Below are 19,897 nucleotides of genomic sequence, written 5' to 3'. Positions count from 1 at the left end.
CTGGCCCCGGAGGTTTTTTTATACCGTTTGCAAAGTGGTCAGGCGCCGTTACTTCATGACCGCACGACCAGCCAGCAGGGCCACAACCAGAAAAACAACAAACAGCATAATGGCGATAAAGAACAGGATTTTAGCCATACCAGCCGAGGCAGAGGCAATTCCGCCAAAACCAAACAGCCCTGCAACAAGTGAAACAACCAGAAAAAACAGTGCCAGTTTCAGCATAACGCACTCCCTTGCATTTCAATCCTGACCAGAGCCGGAAGGCTCTTGCCAACTTATTTTCTGCGCCGCAGAAAAATCCCAATAATCAGACCGACAACACCTGCCGTAGCAACGGTCAACAATGGCTGGTCAATAACAACATCCCGCAGAGCTTCTACTGCGGTGCTGCGCTTGCCCGGATTAAGGGCATCGTAACTGGACACCTTGCCAAAAAAACCATCGGCACCGTCCTGAAGATTGCCAATACCATCCTCAAGACCAAAATCTGCCTTGCTCTCATCACTCATACGAGGATGTCCTCCATACTGGATTAAGGGGTAACGCGCCTTGCACCCCTAAAGATGCCTATGTGAACGATTTTTTTGTTCAAGACTAGATTTCAGCCGAGCGCCAGTAGGCTTCCCCACCCGGATCAGGCTCGCCTGCAATCATGGCGCGCAGGCGCGCGGCATAGGTCCTAAAGGCAGGGGTATCGGGGTTGCGGTGCGGCATATCCAGCACAATTTCGCCCGTAATCCCCGCAGGGGGGCCACCGGCCAGCACCACAACACGTGTGGCAAGGCGAAGAGCCTCTTCAATATCATGCGTCACAAACAGCACTGTTTTGTGTGTCTGCTGCCATATCCGCTGCAACTCTTCCTGCAGGCTGGTGCGGGTAATGGGGTCCAGCGCCCCAAACGGCTCATCCATCAGCAACAGGTCGGGGTCCACGGTCAGGGCGCGGGCAACCCCCACACGCTGCCGCTGCCCACCAGACAAACGGCGTGGGAGCCGGTCCTGTGCATCCTCCAGCCCGACCAGACGCAGGGCCTCCTGCGCACGGGCTATTTTTTCGCTCTTGCTCAGGTGCAGGCCTTCTAGCCCGAACATGACATTCCGCAACACCGAGCGCCACGGCAGAAGCCGCGCATCCTGGAACACCATGGCCCGGCTCCGCCGCGTGGCATGTGCCCCGGCATCCGCCACACAGGCAGAACCGCCTATCTGCCCTTCCGTTGGGTGCATAAGCCCCATCAGAACCCTGAGCAGCGTGGACTTACCCACACCAGACGGCCCCAGAAGTGCAACAAACTCCCCACGCTCCAGCGTCAGGCTGACATGCCGCAGCACAAAATGGGCGCCACCATCGTGAGAGAGGCCAACATCATGCAAAGAGGCAACCACATCCGCCTTGCTCATGGCTGCCACCTGAGAACCCATTTACGCACAAACCCAAAAAGAAAATCGGTAATGGCATACAGCATGGCCATGGTCAGCATGTAAACCACCACAACATCGGTCGCCAGAAGGCTGGATGCCTGCATCATACGGGCACCAATACCCGGCACGCCAAACAGTTCCGCCGCCACAACGGACATCCACCCCTGCCCCAGCCCCGTACGCAACCCGGCCATAATGCCCGGCGCGGAAGCCGGGAGCACAATCTTGACCAACCGCCCCACAAAACTGCCATGCCCGAAGGCGGAAGCCAGTTCATACAGCTCGGGGTCCACCCCACGAACGGCACTGTGGGCTGCGTAAAAATTGATCCAGAAAACCGATATGGCAATAACAAAGGTGGCCCCAGCCGTGCTCAACCCAAACCAGAGAATGGCAAACGGCACCCAAGCCAGCCCCGGTACAGGCCGCAGCAGGCGAACAACACCTTCTAGCAGACTATCCAATAGCCCCAGCATACCGCACAGAATGCCAAGCCCGGCCCCCAGAACGGAGCCAATAAGCAGGCCCAGCAGATAATGGTTCAGACTATCCAGAATAGCTTGCTGCCAGAACCCTCCCCGCACCTCATCCAGCCAGGCCGGACCAAGGGAAGAAGGTGCTGGCACCATGCCAGATGGCAGCAGCCCGGACTGGACTGCTGCCTCCCACACGCCAAAGAACAGAACAAGCCCCGCCAGCCCAAGCCCCAGGCGAGCAGGTCCAGACAATTTTACACTCACGGCTTGGCCTGCTGCCACAGACCCGTATCAAACAGATCTTCAACAGGTTCTGCCTTACGCAACAGACCTTCGGCCACTTCAAATTCCTGCAACTGCTTGACACTTTCCACAATGCGCGCCGGGTCGCTGACAAAACGGGAAGCAGAATGCTCCAGCGCGGTTTTCGTCACACTATCATTCAGCATACCACCGCCAAGCGCTTTTTGCACAAATGGCACGGCATCATCCGGGTGCTGAGCCAGCAAAGTTGTGGCGCGCACAAACAGGCTGGTCAGTGTTCCCGCCCATGCCTTGTGCTCAGGTGCATCAGGCTTGACAATTGCCAGAACGGAGCCCGGCTGGTCTGGCATCATGCTATGGCCCGAAGCCAGAATACGGGCGTCCGGCAGGCGGGTTTTAACAACTGTCAGGGCTGGCTCCCTCAAAACTGCGCCATCCACAGCACCTGCCAGAAATGCCTGTTGTGCCGCATCAATATCCACCCCAACAATGGAGGCCACGGTATTGACCTGCGCAAAACCAAGCTGCTTTTGCAGCCAGTAGCGCAACAGTGTGTCGGGCACCGAACCGGCAGGCTGAGCTGCCAGACGTGGCAGACGCTTCTGGTCCTGCTTGAACCGCGCAAAAATGTCCTTCACCACATCTGGCGTCAGTCCGGCCTCACTATCCGGCTTCAGGCCCTCTGCCAGTGCGCCGCGCGCAATAACCGACAGTTCCTCGATCGAGGCGGTGGCGACAACCTTAACATCCACGCCATGCGCGCGTGCCTGCAACAAGGGCAGCACCCCTGCTACGTAGCCGTCAATCCGCCCGGATACGAGTGCCTGAATAGCCTGCGGGCCAGAGGTAAAGCGGACAAACTGCACATCCAGCCCTGCCTGTTTGGCCCAGCCTTCCCCATCAATCACAAACAGCGCGGAAGAGCCCAGAACGGGAATATAGCCGATACGAATGCTGTCCGCCGCCTGTGCCGGGCTTACAGCCCAACCCAATGCCACGGTGGCAAGCGTTAGCATTTTTAGCAACGCACGTTTCATGACGTTATCTCTTTCACTGAAATATTTTATCAAAAATAATAGTGGATATATTCTTGTCTTTGTCAATCACTCACGCGCAAGCATGGAATATTTTTATTCCACGCATATTTGCATCACATCGTGGCGCGCACACAGGACATAAAAAAAGCTGGCTCCTGAGAGCCAGCTTCCTTCATTGCACTTGCGAGCAAAAGATTAAGCAGCAAGATCCTGCTTATCTTCCACTTCCGGGCGCGGACCGCTGTCCTGCCCTTTTGCGCTCACATCGCGGTCGATCAGTTCGATCACGGCCATCTGAGCGGCATCGCCATAACGCACGCCAGCGCGCAGGACGCGTGTGTAGCCACCGTTGCGGGCCTTGTAGCGTTCTGCCACGGCTGCAAACAGCTTTTTAACAATCACATCATCACGCAGCACAGCAAATGCCTGCCGACGTGCGTGCAGATCGCCACGCTTGCCAAGGGTAATCAGCTTTTCAACAAACGGGCGCAGTTCCTTCGCTTTGGGAAGCGTGGTGGTGATCTGCTCGTGTTTGATCAAAGCCACAGCCATGTTGCGGAACATGGCTGCACGGTGAGAAGAGGTAACGCCGAGCTTTCGGCCGGCAATCCGGTGACGCATGGTTCAGTTCCTAGTATCGGGAAAAGTCAGATCAAAACGGCTCATCAAGCCGCTTTGCCAACTCTTCAATATTTTCCGGCGGCCAGGCCGGGACATTCATACCCAAGGACAGCCCCATGGAGGTCAGGACTTCCTTAATTTCGTTCAGGGATTTACGGCCAAAGTTCGGTGTGCGCAGCATTTCCTGCTCACTCTTCTGAACCAGATCCCCGATGTAGATGATGTTGTCGTTCTTCAGGCAGTTTGCGCTACGAACAGACAATTCAAGCTCATCCACCTTGCGCAGCAGATTACGGTTGAACGGCAGATCATCCTCAGGCTCTTCAGCCTGTACAGGACGCGGCTCATCAAAGTTGATGAAGAGCTGCAACTGATCCTGCAGAATGCGCGCGGCCAGAGCCACTGCATCTTCGGGCGTTACCGCACCATTTGTTTCGACCGTAAGCAGCAGCTTGTCATAGTCGGTGACCTGACCAACACGGGTCGGCTCCACCTTGTAGGACACGCGCTTGACGGGCGAATAGATTGCATCAACCGGGATCAGGCCGATCGGGGCATCTTCCGGGCGGTTAGCCGCCGCAGGAACATAGCCTTTTCCGGTATTAACAATAAATTCCATGCCCAGCTTGACGCCGTCATCAAGCGTGCAGATGACCAGATCAGGGTTCATGATTTCAATGTCATGACCTGTCTGGATCTGGCTTGCGCGCACTTCGCCGGGGCCAGTGGCCGTCAGCACCATACGCTTCGGCCCTTCACCGTGCATGCGCAACGCCAGCTGCTTGATGTTCAGGACGATGTCAGTCACATCTTCCCGCACACCGGCAACGGACGAAAACTCGTGCAGAACGCCGTCAATCTGAACCGCCGTGACCGCAGCACCTTGAAGAGAAGACAGCAGAACCCGACGCAGGGCGTTACCGAGCGTCATACCAAAACCGCGTTCCAGCGGCTCAGCCACTACGGTTGCGATACGAGCGGGCTCCACTCCGGATTCAACTTCAAGCTTTTCGGGCTTGATCAGAGATTGCCAGTTTTTCTGAAGGACCAATGGACCGGCCTTTCAATACGAAAAACCACTGCTTACGCAGCGATTTCTCTGAAGTGGACACAACAAATGGAAAGGCGGCTTGTTATCAGGCAGCCTTTCCGCTCGTAAGCTCAGACGCGGCGACGCTTGCGCGGGCGGCAGCCATTGTGCGGGACTGGTGTCATATCACGAATGGAAGTGATCGTGAAACCAACAGCCTGCAGGGCACGCAGTGCGCTTTCACGCCCCGACCCAGGACCGGAAACTTCAATTTCCAGCGTTTCCATGCCGTGTTCACGGGCCTTGCGGCCTGCATCTTCAGCCGCAACCTGCGCCGCATAAGGCGTAGACTTCCGCGAGCCCTTAAAGCCCTGCGCACCAGCAGAAGACCAGGAGATAGCATTCCCCTGAGCATCAGAGATGGTGATCATGGTGTTGTTGAACGTGGAGAGCACATGCGCCACGCCCGAAATAATGTTCTTACGCTCTTTTTTACGAACACGCGGTGTTGCGGCTTTCGCCATGTCTTTTCTACCTCAGTCCCTGTCCAGCCTGCGTTTGCAGGCTGGCCGCCTTAGCGGATTGGATTAACGGGTTGCTTTCTTCTTACCGGCAATGGCCACTGCCTTACCCTTACGGGTACGGGCATTGGTGTGCGTCCGCTGGCCACGCACCGGCAGGCCACGACGATGACGCAGGCCGCGGTAGCAACCAAGATCCATCAGGCGCTTAATGTTCATCGCAATTTCACGACGCAGGTCGCCTTCAACGCGATAGGTGCCATCAATCAGCTCACGGAGCTTCATGATTTCATCGTCGCTGAGTTCGTTAACCCGCTTTGCTTCCGGAATCTCCAAGGACTTGCAGATTTCTGCCGCCTTAGATGCGCCAATTCCATAAATATACTGAAGCCCGATCACAACCCGCTTGTTTGTCGGGACATTCACGCCGGCAATACGTGCCACGCCTTATACTCCTGTTCGCCCGCTTTTACAGCGAACGGCTCATAGCCCTGTCTTGACTGGGCGGATTTCACTTGGTGGCCGCGAAATATACCGACCACCGTTACAAGTCAACGAAAACTGATCACTTCTTCGTGATCACGCCGCTATCCTTAAGCGCTGCTTCAATTTCTGCTGTCACTTCAGCAGTCGAAAGCATGCCGTTTACCTTACGCAAACGCCCCGTTTTTTCATAAAACGGCAGAATCGGCGCGGTCAGATTGCGGTATTCTTTCAGGCGCTCAACAACTGTCTCACGCTTGTCGTCTGCCCGGCGCTTGAACTCATGACTCCCACAGCTATCGCATTCCCCTTCCTTTACGGGCGGGTTGGACGCTTCGTTATACGTCTGCCCACATTGTGCGCAGGTGAAACGTCCAGAAATACGATCTGCAAGGATCTCTTCATTCACGTCCAGGAACAGCACGACATCAATGCTCTTCCCATCCGCTGCGAGCATGGCATCCAGCTCTTCAGCCTGCCCCAGAGTGCGGGGGAAGCCATCCAGAATAAACCCATTCTGGCAGTCCGGCTGGGCAATCCGGTCTTTGAGCATGGCAATAATCAGGGCATCGGGCACAAGCTTGCCCGCGACCATCAATGCCTTTGCCTGATTACCAACCTCGGAGCCACGCGCCACTTCGGCACGCAGCATATCCCCGGTGGAAATCTGGATCAGTCCGTGGCGTTCTTCCAGAAGCTTGGACTGCGTCCCTTTCCCGGCCCCAGGCGGGCCCAGAAAAATAATATTCATCGTCTGATGATCCTCTGCTTCCTGCCACCACGAGACTTACGCATAAGCCCTTGGTACTGATGCGCCACCAAGTGTGACTGCACCTGAGTAACCGTATCAATCGTAACCGACACAATAATGATCAGGCTGGTCCCACCAAAGTAGAAGGGCACATTATAGCGACTGATCAGGATCTGCGGCAACAGACAGACCGCCACCATATAAGCTGCGCCAATGGTCGTCAGACGCGTCAGGATCTTGTCAAAGTACGATGCCGTGGAAGCACCGGGGCGCACGCCAGGAATGAACCCACCCTGCTTACGCAGGTTATCTGCCGTCTCTGCCGGGTTAAAGGTCACCGCAGCATAGAAGTACGAGAAAAAGATAATCATCAATGCGTAAAAGAGCAGATACAGAGGCTGCCCCTGCCCCAGCTCTTCACCCAGAAATGATAACCAGCCCGGCAATGACTTACCGTTCATGAACCCTGCCAGGGTAACAGGAATCAGCAGCACCGAAGAGGCAAAAATCGGTGGAATAACCCCTGCCGTGTTCACCTTGAGTGGCATATGCGTGGTGTCTCCACCAAACATGCGCTGCCCCATCTGCCGCTTGGGATACTGGATGATAACCCGCCGCTGCGCCTGTTCCATGAACACGATGAACATGATGGTCAGACCAGCCAGCACAAGGAACAGAAGCACAAAGAAGGACGACAGAGCGCCCGTGTACCCCAACTGGAAAAGGCTCACCAAAGCATGCGGCAGGTTGGCCACGATACCGGCAAAGATAATGAGAGAAATCCCATTACCAACACCGCGCGACGTAATCTGCTCACCAAGCCACATCAGGAACATTGTTCCGCCCACCAGTGCTGTTACACAGGTGACCAGAAAAAGCGGACCCGGATTCACAACAGCAGCGCCGCTCTGAACATTCTCAAGCCCGATCGCAATCCCGTAGGCCTGAAAAACTGCAATCAGCACGGTCAGGTAACGCGTGTACTGGTTGAGCTTTTTGCGCCCCTGCTCACCCTCTTTCTTGAGGGCTTCAAGAGAGGGCACCGCCGTAGACATCAACTGCACGATAATGGACGCAGAGATATAGGGCATGATGTTCAACGCGAAGACGGTCATACGCCCAAGAGCGCCCCCCGAAAACATGTTGAACATGCCAAGAATGCCGCCCTGATGCTGCGCCAGAAGCTGCCCCATAACCGTAGCATCTACACCGGGCACAGGAATATACGTTCCCAAACGGTAAACAATCAGCGCGCCTAGCGTAAACCAGATCCGCTTCTTGAGTTCCGTCGCCTTGGCAAAGGAGCCTACGTTAAAATTGGCAGCCAGTTGTTCGGCCGCGGAAGCCATGCATCCGTCCTTTCACACAAACAGCGCCGCCACACAAAGTGGAGACGCTGGCATGATTGCCTGAAAAATATCAGACAGCTGTTCTGACTTAAACACGGAAGAGAGAACAGGGTCTGCCACTGCTCTCTCCCCCATGCCAATCAGGAGGCGCTAGCTTCCACAGGTGCCGTCACCAGCAGCTTGATGCTGCCGCCAACTTTTTCAATGGCAGCCTTAGCAGAAGCAGAAACGCCAGACACTTCGAAAGAAACGCCTTTTGTCAGTTCGCCTTCACCCAGAATGCGAACCCCTGCGTACTTGCCGGTCCCGACCAGACCAGCTTTCTTCAGCGCTTCTTCGGTGATGGTCACGCCGTTTTCCAGCTTACCATCTGCCAGTGCCTGCTCTACTGCACCAAGGTTAACCGGTGCATAGACCTTGCGGAAGATGTTTTTAAAGCCCCGCTTCGGCAGACGACGGTAAATCGGGAGCTGACCACCTTCAAACCCGTTGAGGGAAACACCCTCACGTGCCTTCTGGCCTTTCACACCCTTACCGGACGTTTTGCCCTTACCGGAACCAATACCGCGCCCGAGCCGCTTTTTGCGGTAGCGAGCACCTTCGTTATCACGAAGTTCGTTGAGTCTCATATTAGTCCTCCACCTTCACCAGGTGGGCCACTTTGCGGACCATACCCCGGGTAGACGGGGTATCTTCCAGAACCTTTTCACGCCCGATCTTGTTCAGACCAAGCCCGATCAGGGTTTCCTGCTGACCCGGCTTACGTCCGTTACCGGACGCAATCTGTGTCACCTTGAAAGTTTTTTTATCAGACATCTGCAGCCTCCGCACCAGCAGCCTGGTCGCGCTTGCCAAAGATTTCCGCCACTTTCTTGCCGCGGCGGTTTGCCACAGCACGGGGGCTGGCACAACGTGTCAGGGCGTCAAAAGTCGCCTTGACCATGTTATGCGGGTTCCGGGTCCCCAAGGACTTGGCAACAACGTCGTTAATGCCAAGGCTTTCGAACACGGCACGCATCGGACCACCAGCGATGATCCCCGTACCGGCTTCAGCCGAACGCAGCACAACTTTACCAGCACCGAAGTGACCAGCAACGTCATGGTGCAGCGTGCGCCCTTCTTTCATGGGAACGCGAATCATCCCACGCTTGGCGCGTTCGGTAGCCTTGCGGATCGCTTCAGGAACTTCACGGGCCTTACCAGCGCCGTAGCCCACGCGACCCTTCTGGTCACCAACCACAACCAGAGCAGCAAACGCAAAGCGCCGACCACCCTTAACAACCTTTGCAACGCGATTGATGGTTACCAGCTTATCAACCAGTTCATCGCCTTCGCGTTCACGCTCACGGCCGCCTCGACCGCCTTCTCTTGGTTCACGAGCCATTGCGTGATCCTTTCCTCAGAAGGAGAGACCGCCCTCACGGGCCGCCTCCGCCAGGGCCTTGACGCGCCCGTGATAAAGATAAGATCCCCGATCGAACACGACCTGAGACACACCAGCCGCAACAGCACGCTGGGCAACCAGCTTACCAACCGCACCAGCGCTTTCCCGCGTTGCGCCGTTTTTCAGGGCTTCACGCAGTTCTTTATCCAGCGTCGATGCTGCAGCAAGGGTAACCCCCTGTGCGTCATCAATCACCTGAGCGTAGATGTTCTTACCAGACCGGAAAACCGACAGACGAGGACGGCCACCAGCCTTGCGGCGAAGCTGAAAACGGAGACGCGCGCGCCGCCGATTCCGCAATTCCTGCTGAGTGCTCATTATTTCTTCTTGCCTTCCTTACGGCGGATGGTTTCCGTATCATAACGAACACCCTTGCCTTTGTAAGGCTCAGGCTTGCGATAGCTACGAATATCCAGAGCCACCTGGCCAACACGCTGCTTATCAATCCCTTCCACCACAATCGCGGTAGGACGCGGGGTAGAAATCTTGATGCCAGCAGGAATCGGATAGATCACGTCGTGAGAAAAGCCGAGGTTCATAACGAGGTTAGAACCCTGCACTGCAGCACGATAACCTGTCCCGGTAATTTCCAGGGTCTTGGAGAACCCGTCAGAAACACCTTTGACCGCACAAGCGATAAGTGCGCGTGTTGTACCCCACATCATGCGTGCCTGAGATTCGGTACCATTTGGCTGCACAACAACCAAATTGTCCTTCACTTCAGCCGTAACATGACTGGAGATGGGCAGAGAAAGCTCACCCAGCTTACCCTTGGCCTTAAAAACACCGTCCGCGATGGAAACTGTAACCCCTGCCGGAACTTCGACGGGATACTTGCCTACTCGTGACATTTATCCCTCCTCAGAATACACGGCAAAGGACTTCACCACCAACATTGGCGGCGCGGGCCTCTACATCGGACAGAACACCACGCGGCGTGGACAGGATGGAAACACCCAGACCAGCGCACACACGCGGCAGTTCTTTAATTTTGGAATAGACGCGGCGGCCAGGGCGGGAAACACGCTGGATTTCACGAATAACCGGTTCACCTTCCGCGTATTTCAGCTCGATGTGCAGCTGGGAAATACCCTTCCGCACTTCTTCGCGCTTGTAACCACGGATGTAACCTTCGCGCTGCAGAGCTTCAAGCACGTTCACACGCAGATTGGATGCCGGAGCAACACAAGAGTTGTGACGTGCACGCTGAGCGTTGCGAATACGGGTGAGCATATCACCCAAAGGATCTGAAAGCGACATCTCGAGCCCTTACCAGCTAGCTTTCACCACTCCCGGAATCTGGCCATCAGAAGCCAGATCACGGAAAGCGATACGACACAGCTCAAACTTACGGTAGTTACCGCGAGAACGACCTGTCAGCTTGCAACGCAGACGCACACGTACACGAGAACCGTTACGCGGCAGTTCTGCCAGCTTGAGAGACGCATCGAACCGATCTTCCACGGGCAAAGACCGATCCATTACGATGTTTTTGAGAGCGGTACGCTTCTCATTATCCCGTGCCGCCATGCGCTTGCGTTTAGCATTACGCAGGATGGCAGATGTTTTAGCCATACAACATTACCTCCGGAACCCTTCGAAAACCTTCGACGGTTTTCCAAGATCACACAATAAAGCAGCCTGTATCATCCCAAGAAGGGAAGATCAAATGCCTTCAGCAAAGCCTTAGCTTCTGCGTCCGTTTTCGCACTGGTCACGAACACAACATCCATACCGCGGACTTCGTCCACTTTGTCGTATTCGATTTCAGGGAAAACAATCTGCTCTTTCAGGCCAAGGGCAAAATTGCCACGACCATCAAAGCCTTTTGTCGCAGGGAGACCACGGAAGTCGCGGATGCGCGGCATCGCAATCGTCACAAGACGATCGAGAAATTCGTACATCCGGGCCCGACGCAGCGTGACCTTACAGCCAATCGGCAGCCCTTCACGGATCTTGAAGCCAGCGATTGCTTTTTTAGCAACCGTTTTGACCGGCTTCTGACCTGCGATAAGGGTCATTTCTGCAACGGCTGCATCCAGCTTCTTCTGGTCACCAGCGGCTTCACCAACGCCCATATTCAGGACGATTTTTTCAAGCCGCGGCACCTGCATTTCGTTGCTATACCCAAACTGCTCACGCAGCTTGGCACGAAGTTCACTCTCATAGCGCTGGTGAAGGCGCGGGAGGGAACGCCCTTCCTGATTCGCACTCATACCTGGCCTCTCAACCTTCAATCACTTCGCCAGTCGCCTTGGCAACGCGAACTTTTTTGCCGTTTTCCAGCACACGGAAGCCAACGCGGGTCGGCTTCTTGGAGGCCGGGTCAACCAGTTTCAGGTTGGAGAGGTGAACAGCTGCCTCACGGGCAATAATTCCACCTTCCTGACCCATGCGGCTAGCGCGCTGGTGACGTTTGGCAATTGCAACACCACGGACAACAGCGCGATCTTCGGAAGGACGAACCTCCAGAACTTCACCCTGCACACCCTTGGAAGAGCCGGTGATGACGACAACCGTATCGCCTTTTTTAATACGGGCAGCCATTACAGCACCTCCGGCGCCAAAGAGATGATCTTCATGAACTTCTTAGCACGCAGTTCACGCACGACCGGGCCAAAAATACGGGTGCCGATCGGTTCCTGCTGCTTGTTGATCAGCACGGCAGCGTTGCGATCGAACCGGATGGCGCTGCCATCGGGACGGCGAACCGGGTAAGACGTACGCACGATAACGGCCTGGTGAACATCGCCCTTCTTCACCTTCCCACGGGGGATGGCTTCCTTGACGGAAACGACGATCACGTCGCCGACCGAGGCAGACTTCCGCTTGGAACCGCCCAGCACCTTAATGCACTGCACCTGACGTGCACCGGAATTGTCGGCCACATCGAGGTTGGTCTCGGGATGGATCATAACCTAGAAATCCTTACGTTAGGCCGACGCGGTTTGTTCCACGCCCACGGCTTCACCGTTGCGGGAAATCACGGTCCACGTCTTACGCCGAGAAATAGGCGCACATTCAACAATCCGCACAGAATCACCGATCTTGCAGATGTTTTCTTCATCATGCGCCGCATACTTCTTGGAGCGACGAATGAACTTCTTATACACAGGATGCATGACGCGACGATCGACAAGAACCGTAACGGTCTTGTCCATCTTGTCGCTCGTCACACGTCCGGTCAGGACGCGCCTCGGCATCGGCTACCTCTCCTCAGGCATTGGCAGCAGATGTTTTTGCACCTGCTGCATTCTTTGCATTCTGCGCAGCAATTGTCTTGATGCGCGCAATTTCACGGCGGACCACACGGACGCGGCTCTGCGCTTCTGTCTGGCCGGTGGCCTGCTGGAAACGCAAGTTGAGCTGTTCACGCTTAAGTTCAACCAGACGGGCTTCAAGCTCGTCTGGTGTTTTAGCGCGCAAATCAGCTGGCTTTACTGCCTTTACCATCTCACGCATCTCCAATTCGGGTCACAAATTTGGTCTTGATCGGCAGCTTGGCAGCACCAAGAGCCAGCGCTTCGCGCGCCAGTTCGGGCGGTACGCCTTCGATCTCAAACAAAATACGACCAGGCTTCACACGGGCCACCCAGAATTCAGGCGATCCCTTGCCAGAGCCCATACGCACTTCTGCAGGCTTTGTCGAGACCGGAATATCCGGAAAAATCCGAATCCAGACACGACCCGCACGTTTCATGGCGCGGGTAATGGCACGACGGGAGGCCTCGATCTGGCGCGCCGTAATACGTTCCGGCTGCAGAGCCTTAAGGCCAAACGTACCAAAGTTCAGTGTGGTACCGCTTTTAGCAAGGCCGTGAATACGACCTTTATGAGCTTTGCGGAATTTTGTCCGCTTAGGGGAAAGCATTGTTTTTTATCCTCTCCTCAGCGCTGAGGAGCCTGTTCGGCCGCCCGGCGATCCTGTGCCAACGGATCATGAGCAAGAATTTCACCCTTGAAGATCCATACCTTCACACCGCAGGTGCCGTAGGTGGTCTTCGCCGTTGCCGTGCCGTAATCAATGTCGGCGCGCAGGGTGTGCAAGGGCACACGACCTTCACGATACCATTCAATACGTGCGATTTCAGCACCACCCAGACGGCCAGAGCAGTTGATCCGGATACCCTGGGCACCCAGACGCATGGCAGACTGCACGGCGCGCTTCATGGCACGACGGAAGGCTACGCGGCGTTCAAGCTGCTGGGCAATGTTTTCAGCAACCAGAGTCGCATCGATTTCCGGCTTGCGGATTTCAACGATGTTCAGCGCAACTTCCGTACCCGCCATGCGGGTCAGTTCCTTGCGCAGAGCGTCGATGTCCTGACCCTTCTTGCCGATGACAACACCAGGGCGTGCTGCGTAAATCGTAACCCGCGGCTTTTTGGCCGGGCGTTCGATCACTACGCGGGATACGCCTGCACCAGCCAGCTTGCGACGCAGGAATGCACGAAGCTTAAGGTCTTCGTGCAGCAGACGGGAATAGTCTGCATCTGCGTACCAGCGGCTGTCCCAGGTGCGGTTGATGCCGAGCCGCAGCCCGACCGGATTGACTTTATGCCCCATAGCTCAGGCCGCCTTCTGCTCGGAAGAAGCCGTGTCAGACACAACGGCCCGCTCGGCTACAACAATCTTCAGGTGACTGAAAAACTTTTCGACGCGTGCGGAACGACCGCGGCCACGTGCGTGAAAACGCCGCATGACAATGGACTTACCCACTTCGGCCGTTTTCACCACCAGCTGATCAACATCGAGCTGGTGGTTGTTTTCAGCGTTAGCGATCGCGCTTTCCAGCGTTTTCTTAACCTGCTGAGCGATACGGCGCTTAGAGAATGTCAGCGTCGCAATTGCCTGAGATGCAGGTTTATTACGGATCAGGCCTGCCACAAGGTTCAGCTTGCGGGGGCTAACCCGGATGTTACGCGTGATAGCTTGCGCTTCTGTTTCCGCGAGCGTGCGCGGATGCTTCGGCTTGCTCATCTGTGCTCTTAGCCCCGCTTAGACTTCTTGTCAGCACCATGCCCGTGGAACGTACGGGTGGGAGAGAATTCGCCAAACTTGTGGCCAACCATATTCTCTGTCACCTGCACGGGCAGGAACTTCTGACCGTTATAAACACCGAACGTCAGACCAACGAACTGCGGAAGAATCGTTGAACGACGCGACCAGATCTTGATCACTTCATTCCGACCCGATGCGCGGGATACTTCAGCTTTATTCAGCAGATACCCGTCGACGAACGGACCTTTCCAGACGGAACGTGCCATCTTCTATTGCCCCTTACTTGCCGGTCTTCCGGCGACGGATAATCAGACCGTCCGTCCGCTTGTTGACCCGAGTTTTGTAACCTTTGGTGGGCTTGCCCCACGGCGTAACCGGATGACGACCACCAGATGTGCGGCCTTCACCACCACCATGCGGATGGTCAACCGGGTTCATCACCACGCCGCGGTTATGCGGACGGCGACCCAGCCAACGGGAACGACCAGCTTTACCCATGTGCTGGTTCATGTTGTCCGGATTGGACACGGCACCAACGGTTGCCATGCATTCACCGCGAACAACACGCAATTCACCAGACTGCAGCTTGATCTGGGCGTAGCCGGAATCCTTACCAACCAACTGCGCATACGTCCCTGCGGAACGGGCCAGCTTGCCGCCAGCGCCCTGCTTCAGTTCGATGTTATGGATAATCGTACCCACCGGAATAGCAGCAAGCGGCATAGCATTGCCTGGCTTAATGTCCACACGCGCACCAGCGATGACATTGTCACCAACTTTCAGACGCTGGGGTGCCAGAATGTAAGCCAGTTCACCGTCTTCGTACTTCACCAGCGCGATGAAGGCTGTGCGATTGGGATCGTATTCAAGACGTTCCACAGTGCCCAGCACATCAAATTTGCGCCGCTTGAAGTCCACATAACGATAGGACTGCTTATGACCGCCGCCACGGAAACGAGACGTGATACGACCGTTATTATTACGGCCGCCCGACTTGTTCTTACCTTCCGTAAGCTGCTTGACCGGCTTGCCCTTCCACAGGTCAGCACGATCAATCAGAACCGTACCACGCAGGCTCGGCGTGACAGGATTAAAGTGCTTCAGTGCCATTAGTTTCTACCCTTGGTCACGCCAGCTTCGCGGTCAGGTCAATGGACTGACCTTCTGCAAGCTGAACGAACGCCTTCTTAACGTCAGAACGCTGACCAATACGCCCTTTAAAGCGCTTGGTTTTACCTTTCTGGACAAGGGTGTTGACGCCAACAACCTTGACCCCGAACAGCGTTTCCACCGCAACCTTGATTTCAGGCTTGCTAGCCGTCATTGCGACCTTAAAAACAACCTGATTTTTTTCAGAAAGCGCAGTCGCCTTCTCGGTAATGACAGGCGTCCGCACGATGTCGTACAGAGCCTCCCGAGAGAGACGCTCGGCTTTCTTGCGAATAGCAAGAATATTCGTCATGCCAGGCGTTCCTTCAGTCCTTCAAGGCCTGCCTGCGTGATGGCAAGCACCTCGTGGTTCAGAATGTCATAAACATTCGCGCCAATGGTCGGCAGAATGTCGATCTTCGGCAGGTTGCGAGCAGCGCGCACGAAATTTTCGTCCACGGATGCATCCACAATCAGAGCCGAGCCCCAGCCGAGCCCCTGCAGCTTCTTGGCCAGTTCGCTGGTCTTGGTCACGCCCGAAGCCGCGTCCAGAACAACAAGCTTACCTTCAGCAGCCTTCTGCGACAGCGCAGAGATCAGACCCAGACGACGCACCTTTTTAGGCAGGTCATAGCCGTGATCACGCACAACCGGACCGTGCACAACACCACCAGTACGATACTGAGGAGCGCGCAGGGAGCCCTGACGTGCACTACCCGTGCCCTTCTGGCGGTACGGCTTTTTGGTCGTGCCGGACACTTCGCCCATGCCCTTGACCTTGTGCGTGCCAGCGCGGCGCTTTGCCAGCTGCCAGTGCACAACGCGTGCCATTACATCTGCCCGGGGTGCTGCGCCGAAAAGTTCTTCCGGAAGCGTAGCTGAACCAGCCGTGCCGTTATCAAGTGTCTTGATTTCGATTTCCATGATCTCAGGCCTCCGCCTTCACAGCTGCCGGGTACGGCGCATCGCTATGGCGGGCTTTCTTGATCGCATCACGAATGAGAACGACACCATTCTTTGCTCCCGGAACGGAGCCACGAATCATGATCAGATTCTTTTCCGGATCGACCGCTGCGATTTCCAGATTCAAGGTGGTCACGCGTTCATCACCCAGATGACCAGCCATTTTCTTGTTCTTGAAGGTTTTGCCAGGGTCCTGGCGGTTACCGGTCGAACCATGCGAACGGTGCGAAATGGACACACCATGCGAGGCTTCAAGACCAGCAAAATTCCAGCGCTTCATGGCGCCAGCAAACCCTTTACCCTTGCTCGTCCCCGTCACGTCAACCTTCTGGCCAACAACGAAGTGGGAAGCAGAAAGAGCAGCACCGACTTCCAGCGTAGCGTCATCGGCCACACGGAACTCACGAACTGTTTTCTTGGGTTCAACCTTCACGCGGGCAAAATGGCCACGGTTGGGTTTTGTTACGTTTTTCACCTTGGCGTTGCCCATACCCAGCTGGACGGCTACGTAACCATCACGCTCCTGAGTACGAACGTCTACCACCTGCACGTCATCAACGTGCAGAACGGTGACAGGCACATGAGTGCCGTCTTCCTTGAACAGTCGGGACATGCCCAACTTTTTTGCGATCAATCCGGTGCGCATCGTCTGGACCTTAAAGTTTGATCTCGACATCCACGCCAGCGGCGAGGTCGAGCTTCATGAGAGCGTCCACGGTCTGCGGAGTGGGCTCAACAATATCGAGCAAACGACGATGAGTCCGAATTTCGAACTGCTCGCGGCTCTTCTTGTCAACGTGAGGAGAACGGTTAACCGTAAACCGTTCGATATGCGTCGGCAGCGGGATAGGACCCCGAACCCGCGCACCCGTACGCTTCGCCGTATTCACGATCTCTTTCGTGCTGTTATCAAGCACCCGATGATCGTACGCTTTCAGGCGAATGCGGATGTTCTGGTTGTCCATCTGTTTCTTAGTCCAACACTTTACTTGTCCGGGATAACCCGGCCGCCAAGTAAGACCCCAACCGAATAATCGGTCGGGGCCACTCAGTCTCTAATCCTTTATCGATTACTCGATAATGGAGGCAACAACGCCTGCACCAACGGTACGGCCACCTTCGCGGATAGCGAAGCGGAGACCTTCGTCCATGGCGATAGGAGCAATCAGCTCCACTTCCATGGCGCAGTTGTCGCCGGGCATAACCATTTCCGTGCCTTCGGGCAGGTGCACAACACCCGTCACGTCAGTCGTACGGAAGTAGAACTGCGGACGATAGTTGGTGAAGAACGGCGTATGACGGCCACCTTCTTCCTTCGTCAGGATGTAGGCTTCAGCCTTGAACTTCTTGTGCGGCGTAATGGAGCCGGGCTTAGCCAGAACCTGACCACGCTCAACGTCTTCACGCTTCGTACCACGCACCAGAGCACCGATGTTGTCGCCAGCTTCGCCGCGGTCAAGCAGCTTGCGGAACATCTCAACACCCGTAACGGTGGTCTTGATGGTGTCTTTCAGGCCGACGATTTCAACTTCGTCACCCACATTGACAACACCACGCTCCACACGGCCGGTCACAACCGTACCACGACCGGAGATCGAGAACACGTCTTCGATCGGCATCAGGAACGGACGATCAACCGGACGTTCCGGCTGCGGGATGTACGCATCAACTGCGTCCATCAGGTCACGAACGCGGTTTTCACCAACTTCCGGGTCGCCGTCTTCCAGAGTAACCAGAGCGGAGCCCTTGATTACCGGAATGTCGTCGCCAGGGAACTGGTAGGAAGACAGAAGTTCACGAACTTCCATTTCAACCAGTTCAAGCAGTTCAGGATCATCAACCTGGTCAACCTTGTTCAGGAAGACAACCAGAGCCGGCACACCAACCTGACGAGCAAGCAGGATGTGTTCACGGGTCTGCGGCATCGGACCGTCAGCAGCGGACACAACGAGGATGGCACCATCCATCTGAGCCGCACCGGTGATCATGTTCTTCACATAGTCAGCGTGTCCGGGGCAGTCGACGTGCGCGTAGTGACGGTTTGCGGTTTCATATTCCACGTGAGCGGTGGAAATGGTGATGCCGCGAGCGCGTTCTTCGGGAGCGGCGTCGATCATGTCGTATGCTTTGAACTCAGCACCGCCGGTCTTTGCCAGGGTCTTCGTAATAGCAGCCGTCAGAGACGTCTTACCATGGTCAACGTGACCAATGGTGCCGATGTTGCAGTGCGGTTTATTCCGCTCAAATTTAGCCTTAGCCATTGTTTACTCCATGCCCCAAAAAATGTCCGGGATGCAGTTGTTATAAGCGCCCCAATCCCTCGACAAGAGGGAAAGCGGAACTTTCACGGATTACCAGCGATAATGACTGAATGCCTTGTTGGCTTCAGCCATACGATGCGTGTCTTCACGCTTCTTCACAGCCGCACCACGATTGTTCACGGCATCCAGAAGTTCGTTGGACAGACGGTCCTGCATGGTGTTTTCACCACGCTTGCGCGCTGCATCGATGACCCAACGGATAGCCAGAGCCTGACGACGGTCAGTGCGCACTTCGACCGGAACCTGATAGGTCGCACCACCAACACGGCGGGAACGGACCTCAACGGCCGGCTTTACGTTGTCCAGAGCGTTATGGAACAGCGCGATCGGATCGGATGCTGCACCATTGCGACGGGCCATGGCGTCAATCGCACCATAGACAATCTTTTCGGCTGTGGACTTCTTACCGTCGAACATCAGCGCGTTCATAAAACGCGTAATGACGACATCTCCGAACTTCGGATCGGGAAGGATCTCGCGCTTAACAGCACGATGACGGCGACTCATACCTTAACTTCCTCTTATTTCGGACGCTTGGCGCCATACAGCGAACGACGCTGACGCCGCTTGGCGATACCCTGCGTATCGAGAACACCGCGAAGGATGTGGTAACGAACACCCGGCAAATCTTTCACACGACCGCCGCGGATAAGCACAACACTATGTTCCTGAAGGTTGTGACCTTCACCAGGAATATAGCTAACCACCTCATAGCCATTCGTCAGACGCACCTTGGCAACTTTACGCAGTGCGGAGTTAGGCTTTTTCGGTGTCGTCGTATAAACGCGGGTGCAAACGCCGCGCTTCTGAGGGCAGCCCTGCAGAGCGGGCACTTTGTTCCGCTTGACTGCAGGCTTACGCCCTTTGGCAATGAGCTGGTTGATGGTCGGCATGCGCCTTTCCCGATCCTTACACAGTTCGGTCGACCAGCTGCATCTTCTGCGGCTAGCCGACTTTCATTAAAAAGATCCCATCAGGCAACAACCCGGATGGGGCTATATTGGCATCCGGCTCCGCTTCCCCCCGGAAGCCAACCGCATGCTAAAACTCATACAGAGAACC

Annotated in this window: 35 protein-coding genes; all 35 read right to left on the bottom strand. The window is 55.6% G+C overall.

Annotation, left to right across the window (positions count from 1 at the left end; translation table 11 throughout):
- Positions 1 to 48 precede the first annotated feature (48 nt).
- The 35 genes from HK20_RS11265 to rpsL all read right to left on the bottom strand — a co-directional run bounded on the left by HK20_RS11265 (position 49) and on the right by rpsL (position 19,728).
- Entirely contained in the window at positions 49 to 225 is a 177-nt protein-coding gene (locus HK20_RS11265; protein ID WP_086647142.1) for a DUF1328 domain-containing protein, read from the bottom strand.
- A gap of 53 nt (positions 226 to 278) precedes the next feature.
- Positions 279 to 512, bottom strand: a complete 234-nt coding sequence (locus tag HK20_RS11260; RefSeq protein WP_086647141.1) for a hypothetical protein — start codon at positions 510 to 512, stop codon at positions 279 to 281.
- An 85-nt stretch (positions 513 to 597) separates the two neighbouring features.
- The gene (locus HK20_RS11255) at positions 598 to 1,404 is read right to left on the bottom strand and encodes an ABC transporter ATP-binding protein (RefSeq protein WP_369823062.1); all 807 of its coding nucleotides are present in this window, start codon (positions 1,402 to 1,404) and stop codon (positions 598 to 600) included.
- A complete protein-coding gene (locus tag HK20_RS11250; RefSeq protein WP_369823061.1) occupies positions 1,401 to 2,183 on the bottom strand; it encodes an ABC transporter permease in 783 nt (260 codons plus the stop codon). Before HK20_RS11250 ends, HK20_RS11255 begins: the two co-directional genes overlap by 4 nt.
- A complete protein-coding gene (locus HK20_RS11245) occupies positions 2,162 to 3,202 on the bottom strand; it encodes an ABC transporter substrate-binding protein (RefSeq protein ID WP_086647140.1) in 1,041 nt (346 codons plus the stop codon). The genes HK20_RS11250 and HK20_RS11245 overlap by 22 nt, the downstream gene beginning before the upstream one ends.
- A gap of 195 nt (positions 3,203 to 3,397) precedes the next feature.
- A complete protein-coding gene (gene rplQ, locus HK20_RS11240) occupies positions 3,398 to 3,823 on the bottom strand; it encodes a 50S ribosomal protein L17 (protein ID WP_025826922.1) in 426 nt (141 codons plus the stop codon).
- Positions 3,824 to 3,854: 31 nt separating this feature from the next.
- Entirely contained in the window at positions 3,855 to 4,874 is a 1,020-nt protein-coding gene (locus tag HK20_RS11235; protein WP_025826924.1) for a DNA-directed RNA polymerase subunit alpha, read from the bottom strand.
- Positions 4,875 to 4,984: 110 nt separating this feature from the next.
- Positions 4,985 to 5,377, bottom strand: a complete 393-nt coding sequence (gene rpsK, locus HK20_RS11230) for a 30S ribosomal protein S11 (RefSeq protein WP_025826926.1) — start codon at positions 5,375 to 5,377, stop codon at positions 4,985 to 4,987.
- Between the two features lie 63 nt (positions 5,378 to 5,440).
- Positions 5,441 to 5,818: a 30S ribosomal protein S13 gene (gene rpsM, locus HK20_RS11225; protein WP_086647139.1), complete on the bottom strand. Its 378-nt coding sequence runs from the start codon at positions 5,816 to 5,818 to the stop codon at positions 5,441 to 5,443.
- A gap of 121 nt (positions 5,819 to 5,939) precedes the next feature.
- Positions 5,940 to 6,608: an adenylate kinase gene (locus HK20_RS11220; RefSeq protein WP_086647138.1), complete on the bottom strand. Its 669-nt coding sequence runs from the start codon at positions 6,606 to 6,608 to the stop codon at positions 5,940 to 5,942.
- Positions 6,605 to 7,957, bottom strand: coding sequence for a preprotein translocase subunit SecY (secY, locus tag HK20_RS11215; protein ID WP_086647137.1), 1,353 nt, complete (start codon positions 7,955 to 7,957; stop codon positions 6,605 to 6,607). The genes HK20_RS11220 and secY overlap by 4 nt, the downstream gene beginning before the upstream one ends.
- Before the next feature lie 140 nt (positions 7,958 to 8,097).
- Positions 8,098 to 8,586, bottom strand: coding sequence for a 50S ribosomal protein L15 (gene rplO, locus HK20_RS11210; protein ID WP_086647136.1), 489 nt, complete (start codon positions 8,584 to 8,586; stop codon positions 8,098 to 8,100).
- A 1-nt stretch (position 8,587) separates the two neighbouring features.
- A complete protein-coding gene (rpmD, locus tag HK20_RS11205) occupies positions 8,588 to 8,773 on the bottom strand; it encodes a 50S ribosomal protein L30 (RefSeq protein WP_086647135.1) in 186 nt (61 codons plus the stop codon).
- On the bottom strand, positions 8,766 to 9,341 hold the full coding sequence (rpsE, locus tag HK20_RS11200) for a 30S ribosomal protein S5 (protein ID WP_048852990.1): 576 nt from the start codon (positions 9,339 to 9,341) through the stop codon (positions 8,766 to 8,768). The genes rpmD and rpsE overlap by 8 nt, the downstream gene beginning before the upstream one ends.
- Before the next feature lie 15 nt (positions 9,342 to 9,356).
- A complete protein-coding gene (gene rplR, locus HK20_RS11195) occupies positions 9,357 to 9,719 on the bottom strand; it encodes a 50S ribosomal protein L18 (protein WP_086647134.1) in 363 nt (120 codons plus the stop codon).
- Positions 9,719 to 10,252 carry a 50S ribosomal protein L6 gene (gene rplF, locus HK20_RS11190; protein WP_086647133.1) on the bottom strand — a complete coding sequence of 178 codons (534 nt, stop codon included), beginning with the start codon at positions 10,250 to 10,252 and terminating at the stop codon, positions 9,719 to 9,721. The genes rplR and rplF overlap by 1 nt, the downstream gene beginning before the upstream one ends.
- Before the next feature lie 10 nt (positions 10,253 to 10,262).
- On the bottom strand, positions 10,263 to 10,661 hold the full coding sequence (gene rpsH / locus HK20_RS11185) for a 30S ribosomal protein S8 (RefSeq protein WP_086647132.1): 399 nt from the start codon (positions 10,659 to 10,661) through the stop codon (positions 10,263 to 10,265).
- Positions 10,662 to 10,670: 9 nt separating this feature from the next.
- Complete coding sequence (gene rpsN, locus HK20_RS11180) at positions 10,671 to 10,976, bottom strand: 30S ribosomal protein S14 (protein WP_025826945.1); 306 nt, start codon at positions 10,974 to 10,976, stop codon at positions 10,671 to 10,673.
- 71 nt (positions 10,977 to 11,047) lie between these two features.
- Positions 11,048 to 11,617 carry a 50S ribosomal protein L5 gene (rplE, locus tag HK20_RS11175; RefSeq protein WP_048852987.1) on the bottom strand — a complete coding sequence of 190 codons (570 nt, stop codon included), beginning with the start codon at positions 11,615 to 11,617 and terminating at the stop codon, positions 11,048 to 11,050.
- 10 nt (positions 11,618 to 11,627) lie between these two features.
- Positions 11,628 to 11,948 carry a 50S ribosomal protein L24 gene (rplX, locus tag HK20_RS11170; RefSeq protein ID WP_086647131.1) on the bottom strand — a complete coding sequence of 107 codons (321 nt, stop codon included), beginning with the start codon at positions 11,946 to 11,948 and terminating at the stop codon, positions 11,628 to 11,630.
- Entirely contained in the window at positions 11,948 to 12,316 is a 369-nt protein-coding gene (rplN, locus tag HK20_RS11165; protein WP_025826951.1) for a 50S ribosomal protein L14, read from the bottom strand. The genes rplX and rplN overlap by 1 nt, the downstream gene beginning before the upstream one ends.
- Before the next feature lie 18 nt (positions 12,317 to 12,334).
- Complete coding sequence (rpsQ, locus tag HK20_RS11160) at positions 12,335 to 12,604, bottom strand: 30S ribosomal protein S17 (RefSeq protein ID WP_086647130.1); 270 nt, start codon at positions 12,602 to 12,604, stop codon at positions 12,335 to 12,337.
- Positions 12,605 to 12,617: 13 nt separating this feature from the next.
- Complete coding sequence (gene rpmC, locus HK20_RS11155; protein WP_086647129.1) at positions 12,618 to 12,854, bottom strand: 50S ribosomal protein L29; 237 nt, start codon at positions 12,852 to 12,854, stop codon at positions 12,618 to 12,620.
- 1 nt (position 12,855) lies between these two features.
- Positions 12,856 to 13,272, bottom strand: a complete 417-nt coding sequence (gene rplP, locus HK20_RS11150) for a 50S ribosomal protein L16 (protein ID WP_025826957.1) — start codon at positions 13,270 to 13,272, stop codon at positions 12,856 to 12,858.
- Positions 13,273 to 13,289: 17 nt separating this feature from the next.
- Positions 13,290 to 13,967 carry a 30S ribosomal protein S3 gene (gene rpsC / locus HK20_RS11145; RefSeq protein ID WP_086647128.1) on the bottom strand — a complete coding sequence of 226 codons (678 nt, stop codon included), beginning with the start codon at positions 13,965 to 13,967 and terminating at the stop codon, positions 13,290 to 13,292.
- 3 nt (positions 13,968 to 13,970) lie between these two features.
- The gene (gene rplV, locus HK20_RS11140) at positions 13,971 to 14,381 is read right to left on the bottom strand and encodes a 50S ribosomal protein L22 (RefSeq protein WP_086647127.1); all 411 of its coding nucleotides are present in this window, start codon (positions 14,379 to 14,381) and stop codon (positions 13,971 to 13,973) included.
- Positions 14,382 to 14,389: 8 nt separating this feature from the next.
- A complete protein-coding gene (rpsS, locus tag HK20_RS11135) occupies positions 14,390 to 14,668 on the bottom strand; it encodes a 30S ribosomal protein S19 (protein ID WP_012812769.1) in 279 nt (92 codons plus the stop codon).
- 13 nt (positions 14,669 to 14,681) lie between these two features.
- Positions 14,682 to 15,512 (bottom strand): 50S ribosomal protein L2, encoded by an 831-nt coding sequence (rplB, locus tag HK20_RS11130; protein WP_086647126.1) that lies wholly within the window; start codon positions 15,510 to 15,512, stop codon positions 14,682 to 14,684.
- A 16-nt stretch (positions 15,513 to 15,528) separates the two neighbouring features.
- Positions 15,529 to 15,864 (bottom strand): 50S ribosomal protein L23, encoded by a 336-nt coding sequence (locus tag HK20_RS11125; protein ID WP_048852979.1) that lies wholly within the window; start codon positions 15,862 to 15,864, stop codon positions 15,529 to 15,531.
- Positions 15,861 to 16,475, bottom strand: coding sequence for a 50S ribosomal protein L4 (gene rplD / locus HK20_RS11120; RefSeq protein ID WP_048852978.1), 615 nt, complete (start codon positions 16,473 to 16,475; stop codon positions 15,861 to 15,863). The genes HK20_RS11125 and rplD overlap by 4 nt, the downstream gene beginning before the upstream one ends.
- Positions 16,476 to 16,479: 4 nt before the next feature.
- Positions 16,480 to 17,160, bottom strand: a complete 681-nt coding sequence (rplC, locus tag HK20_RS11115; RefSeq protein ID WP_086647125.1) for a 50S ribosomal protein L3 — start codon at positions 17,158 to 17,160, stop codon at positions 16,480 to 16,482.
- A gap of 10 nt (positions 17,161 to 17,170) precedes the next feature.
- Complete coding sequence (gene rpsJ, locus HK20_RS11110; protein WP_007282720.1) at positions 17,171 to 17,479, bottom strand: 30S ribosomal protein S10; 309 nt, start codon at positions 17,477 to 17,479, stop codon at positions 17,171 to 17,173.
- A gap of 105 nt (positions 17,480 to 17,584) precedes the next feature.
- Positions 17,585 to 18,775, bottom strand: a complete 1,191-nt coding sequence (tuf, locus tag HK20_RS11105) for an elongation factor Tu (RefSeq protein ID WP_086647124.1) — start codon at positions 18,773 to 18,775, stop codon at positions 17,585 to 17,587.
- A 90-nt stretch (positions 18,776 to 18,865) separates the two neighbouring features.
- Positions 18,866 to 19,342, bottom strand: coding sequence for a 30S ribosomal protein S7 (gene rpsG, locus HK20_RS11100; protein WP_059023537.1), 477 nt, complete (start codon positions 19,340 to 19,342; stop codon positions 18,866 to 18,868).
- Between the two features lie 14 nt (positions 19,343 to 19,356).
- On the bottom strand, positions 19,357 to 19,728 hold the full coding sequence (rpsL, locus tag HK20_RS11095; RefSeq protein WP_003622698.1) for a 30S ribosomal protein S12: 372 nt from the start codon (positions 19,726 to 19,728) through the stop codon (positions 19,357 to 19,359).
- Between the last annotated feature and the right edge of the window lie 169 nt (positions 19,729 to 19,897).

This window comes from Acetobacter sp. DsW_54 (assembly GCF_002153575.1).
Lineage (GTDB): Bacteria > Pseudomonadota > Alphaproteobacteria > Acetobacterales > Acetobacteraceae > Acetobacter > Acetobacter fabarum.
The sequence above is the reverse complement of the archived record's forward strand: the minus strand, read 5'-3'. Positions and strand labels throughout refer to the sequence as shown.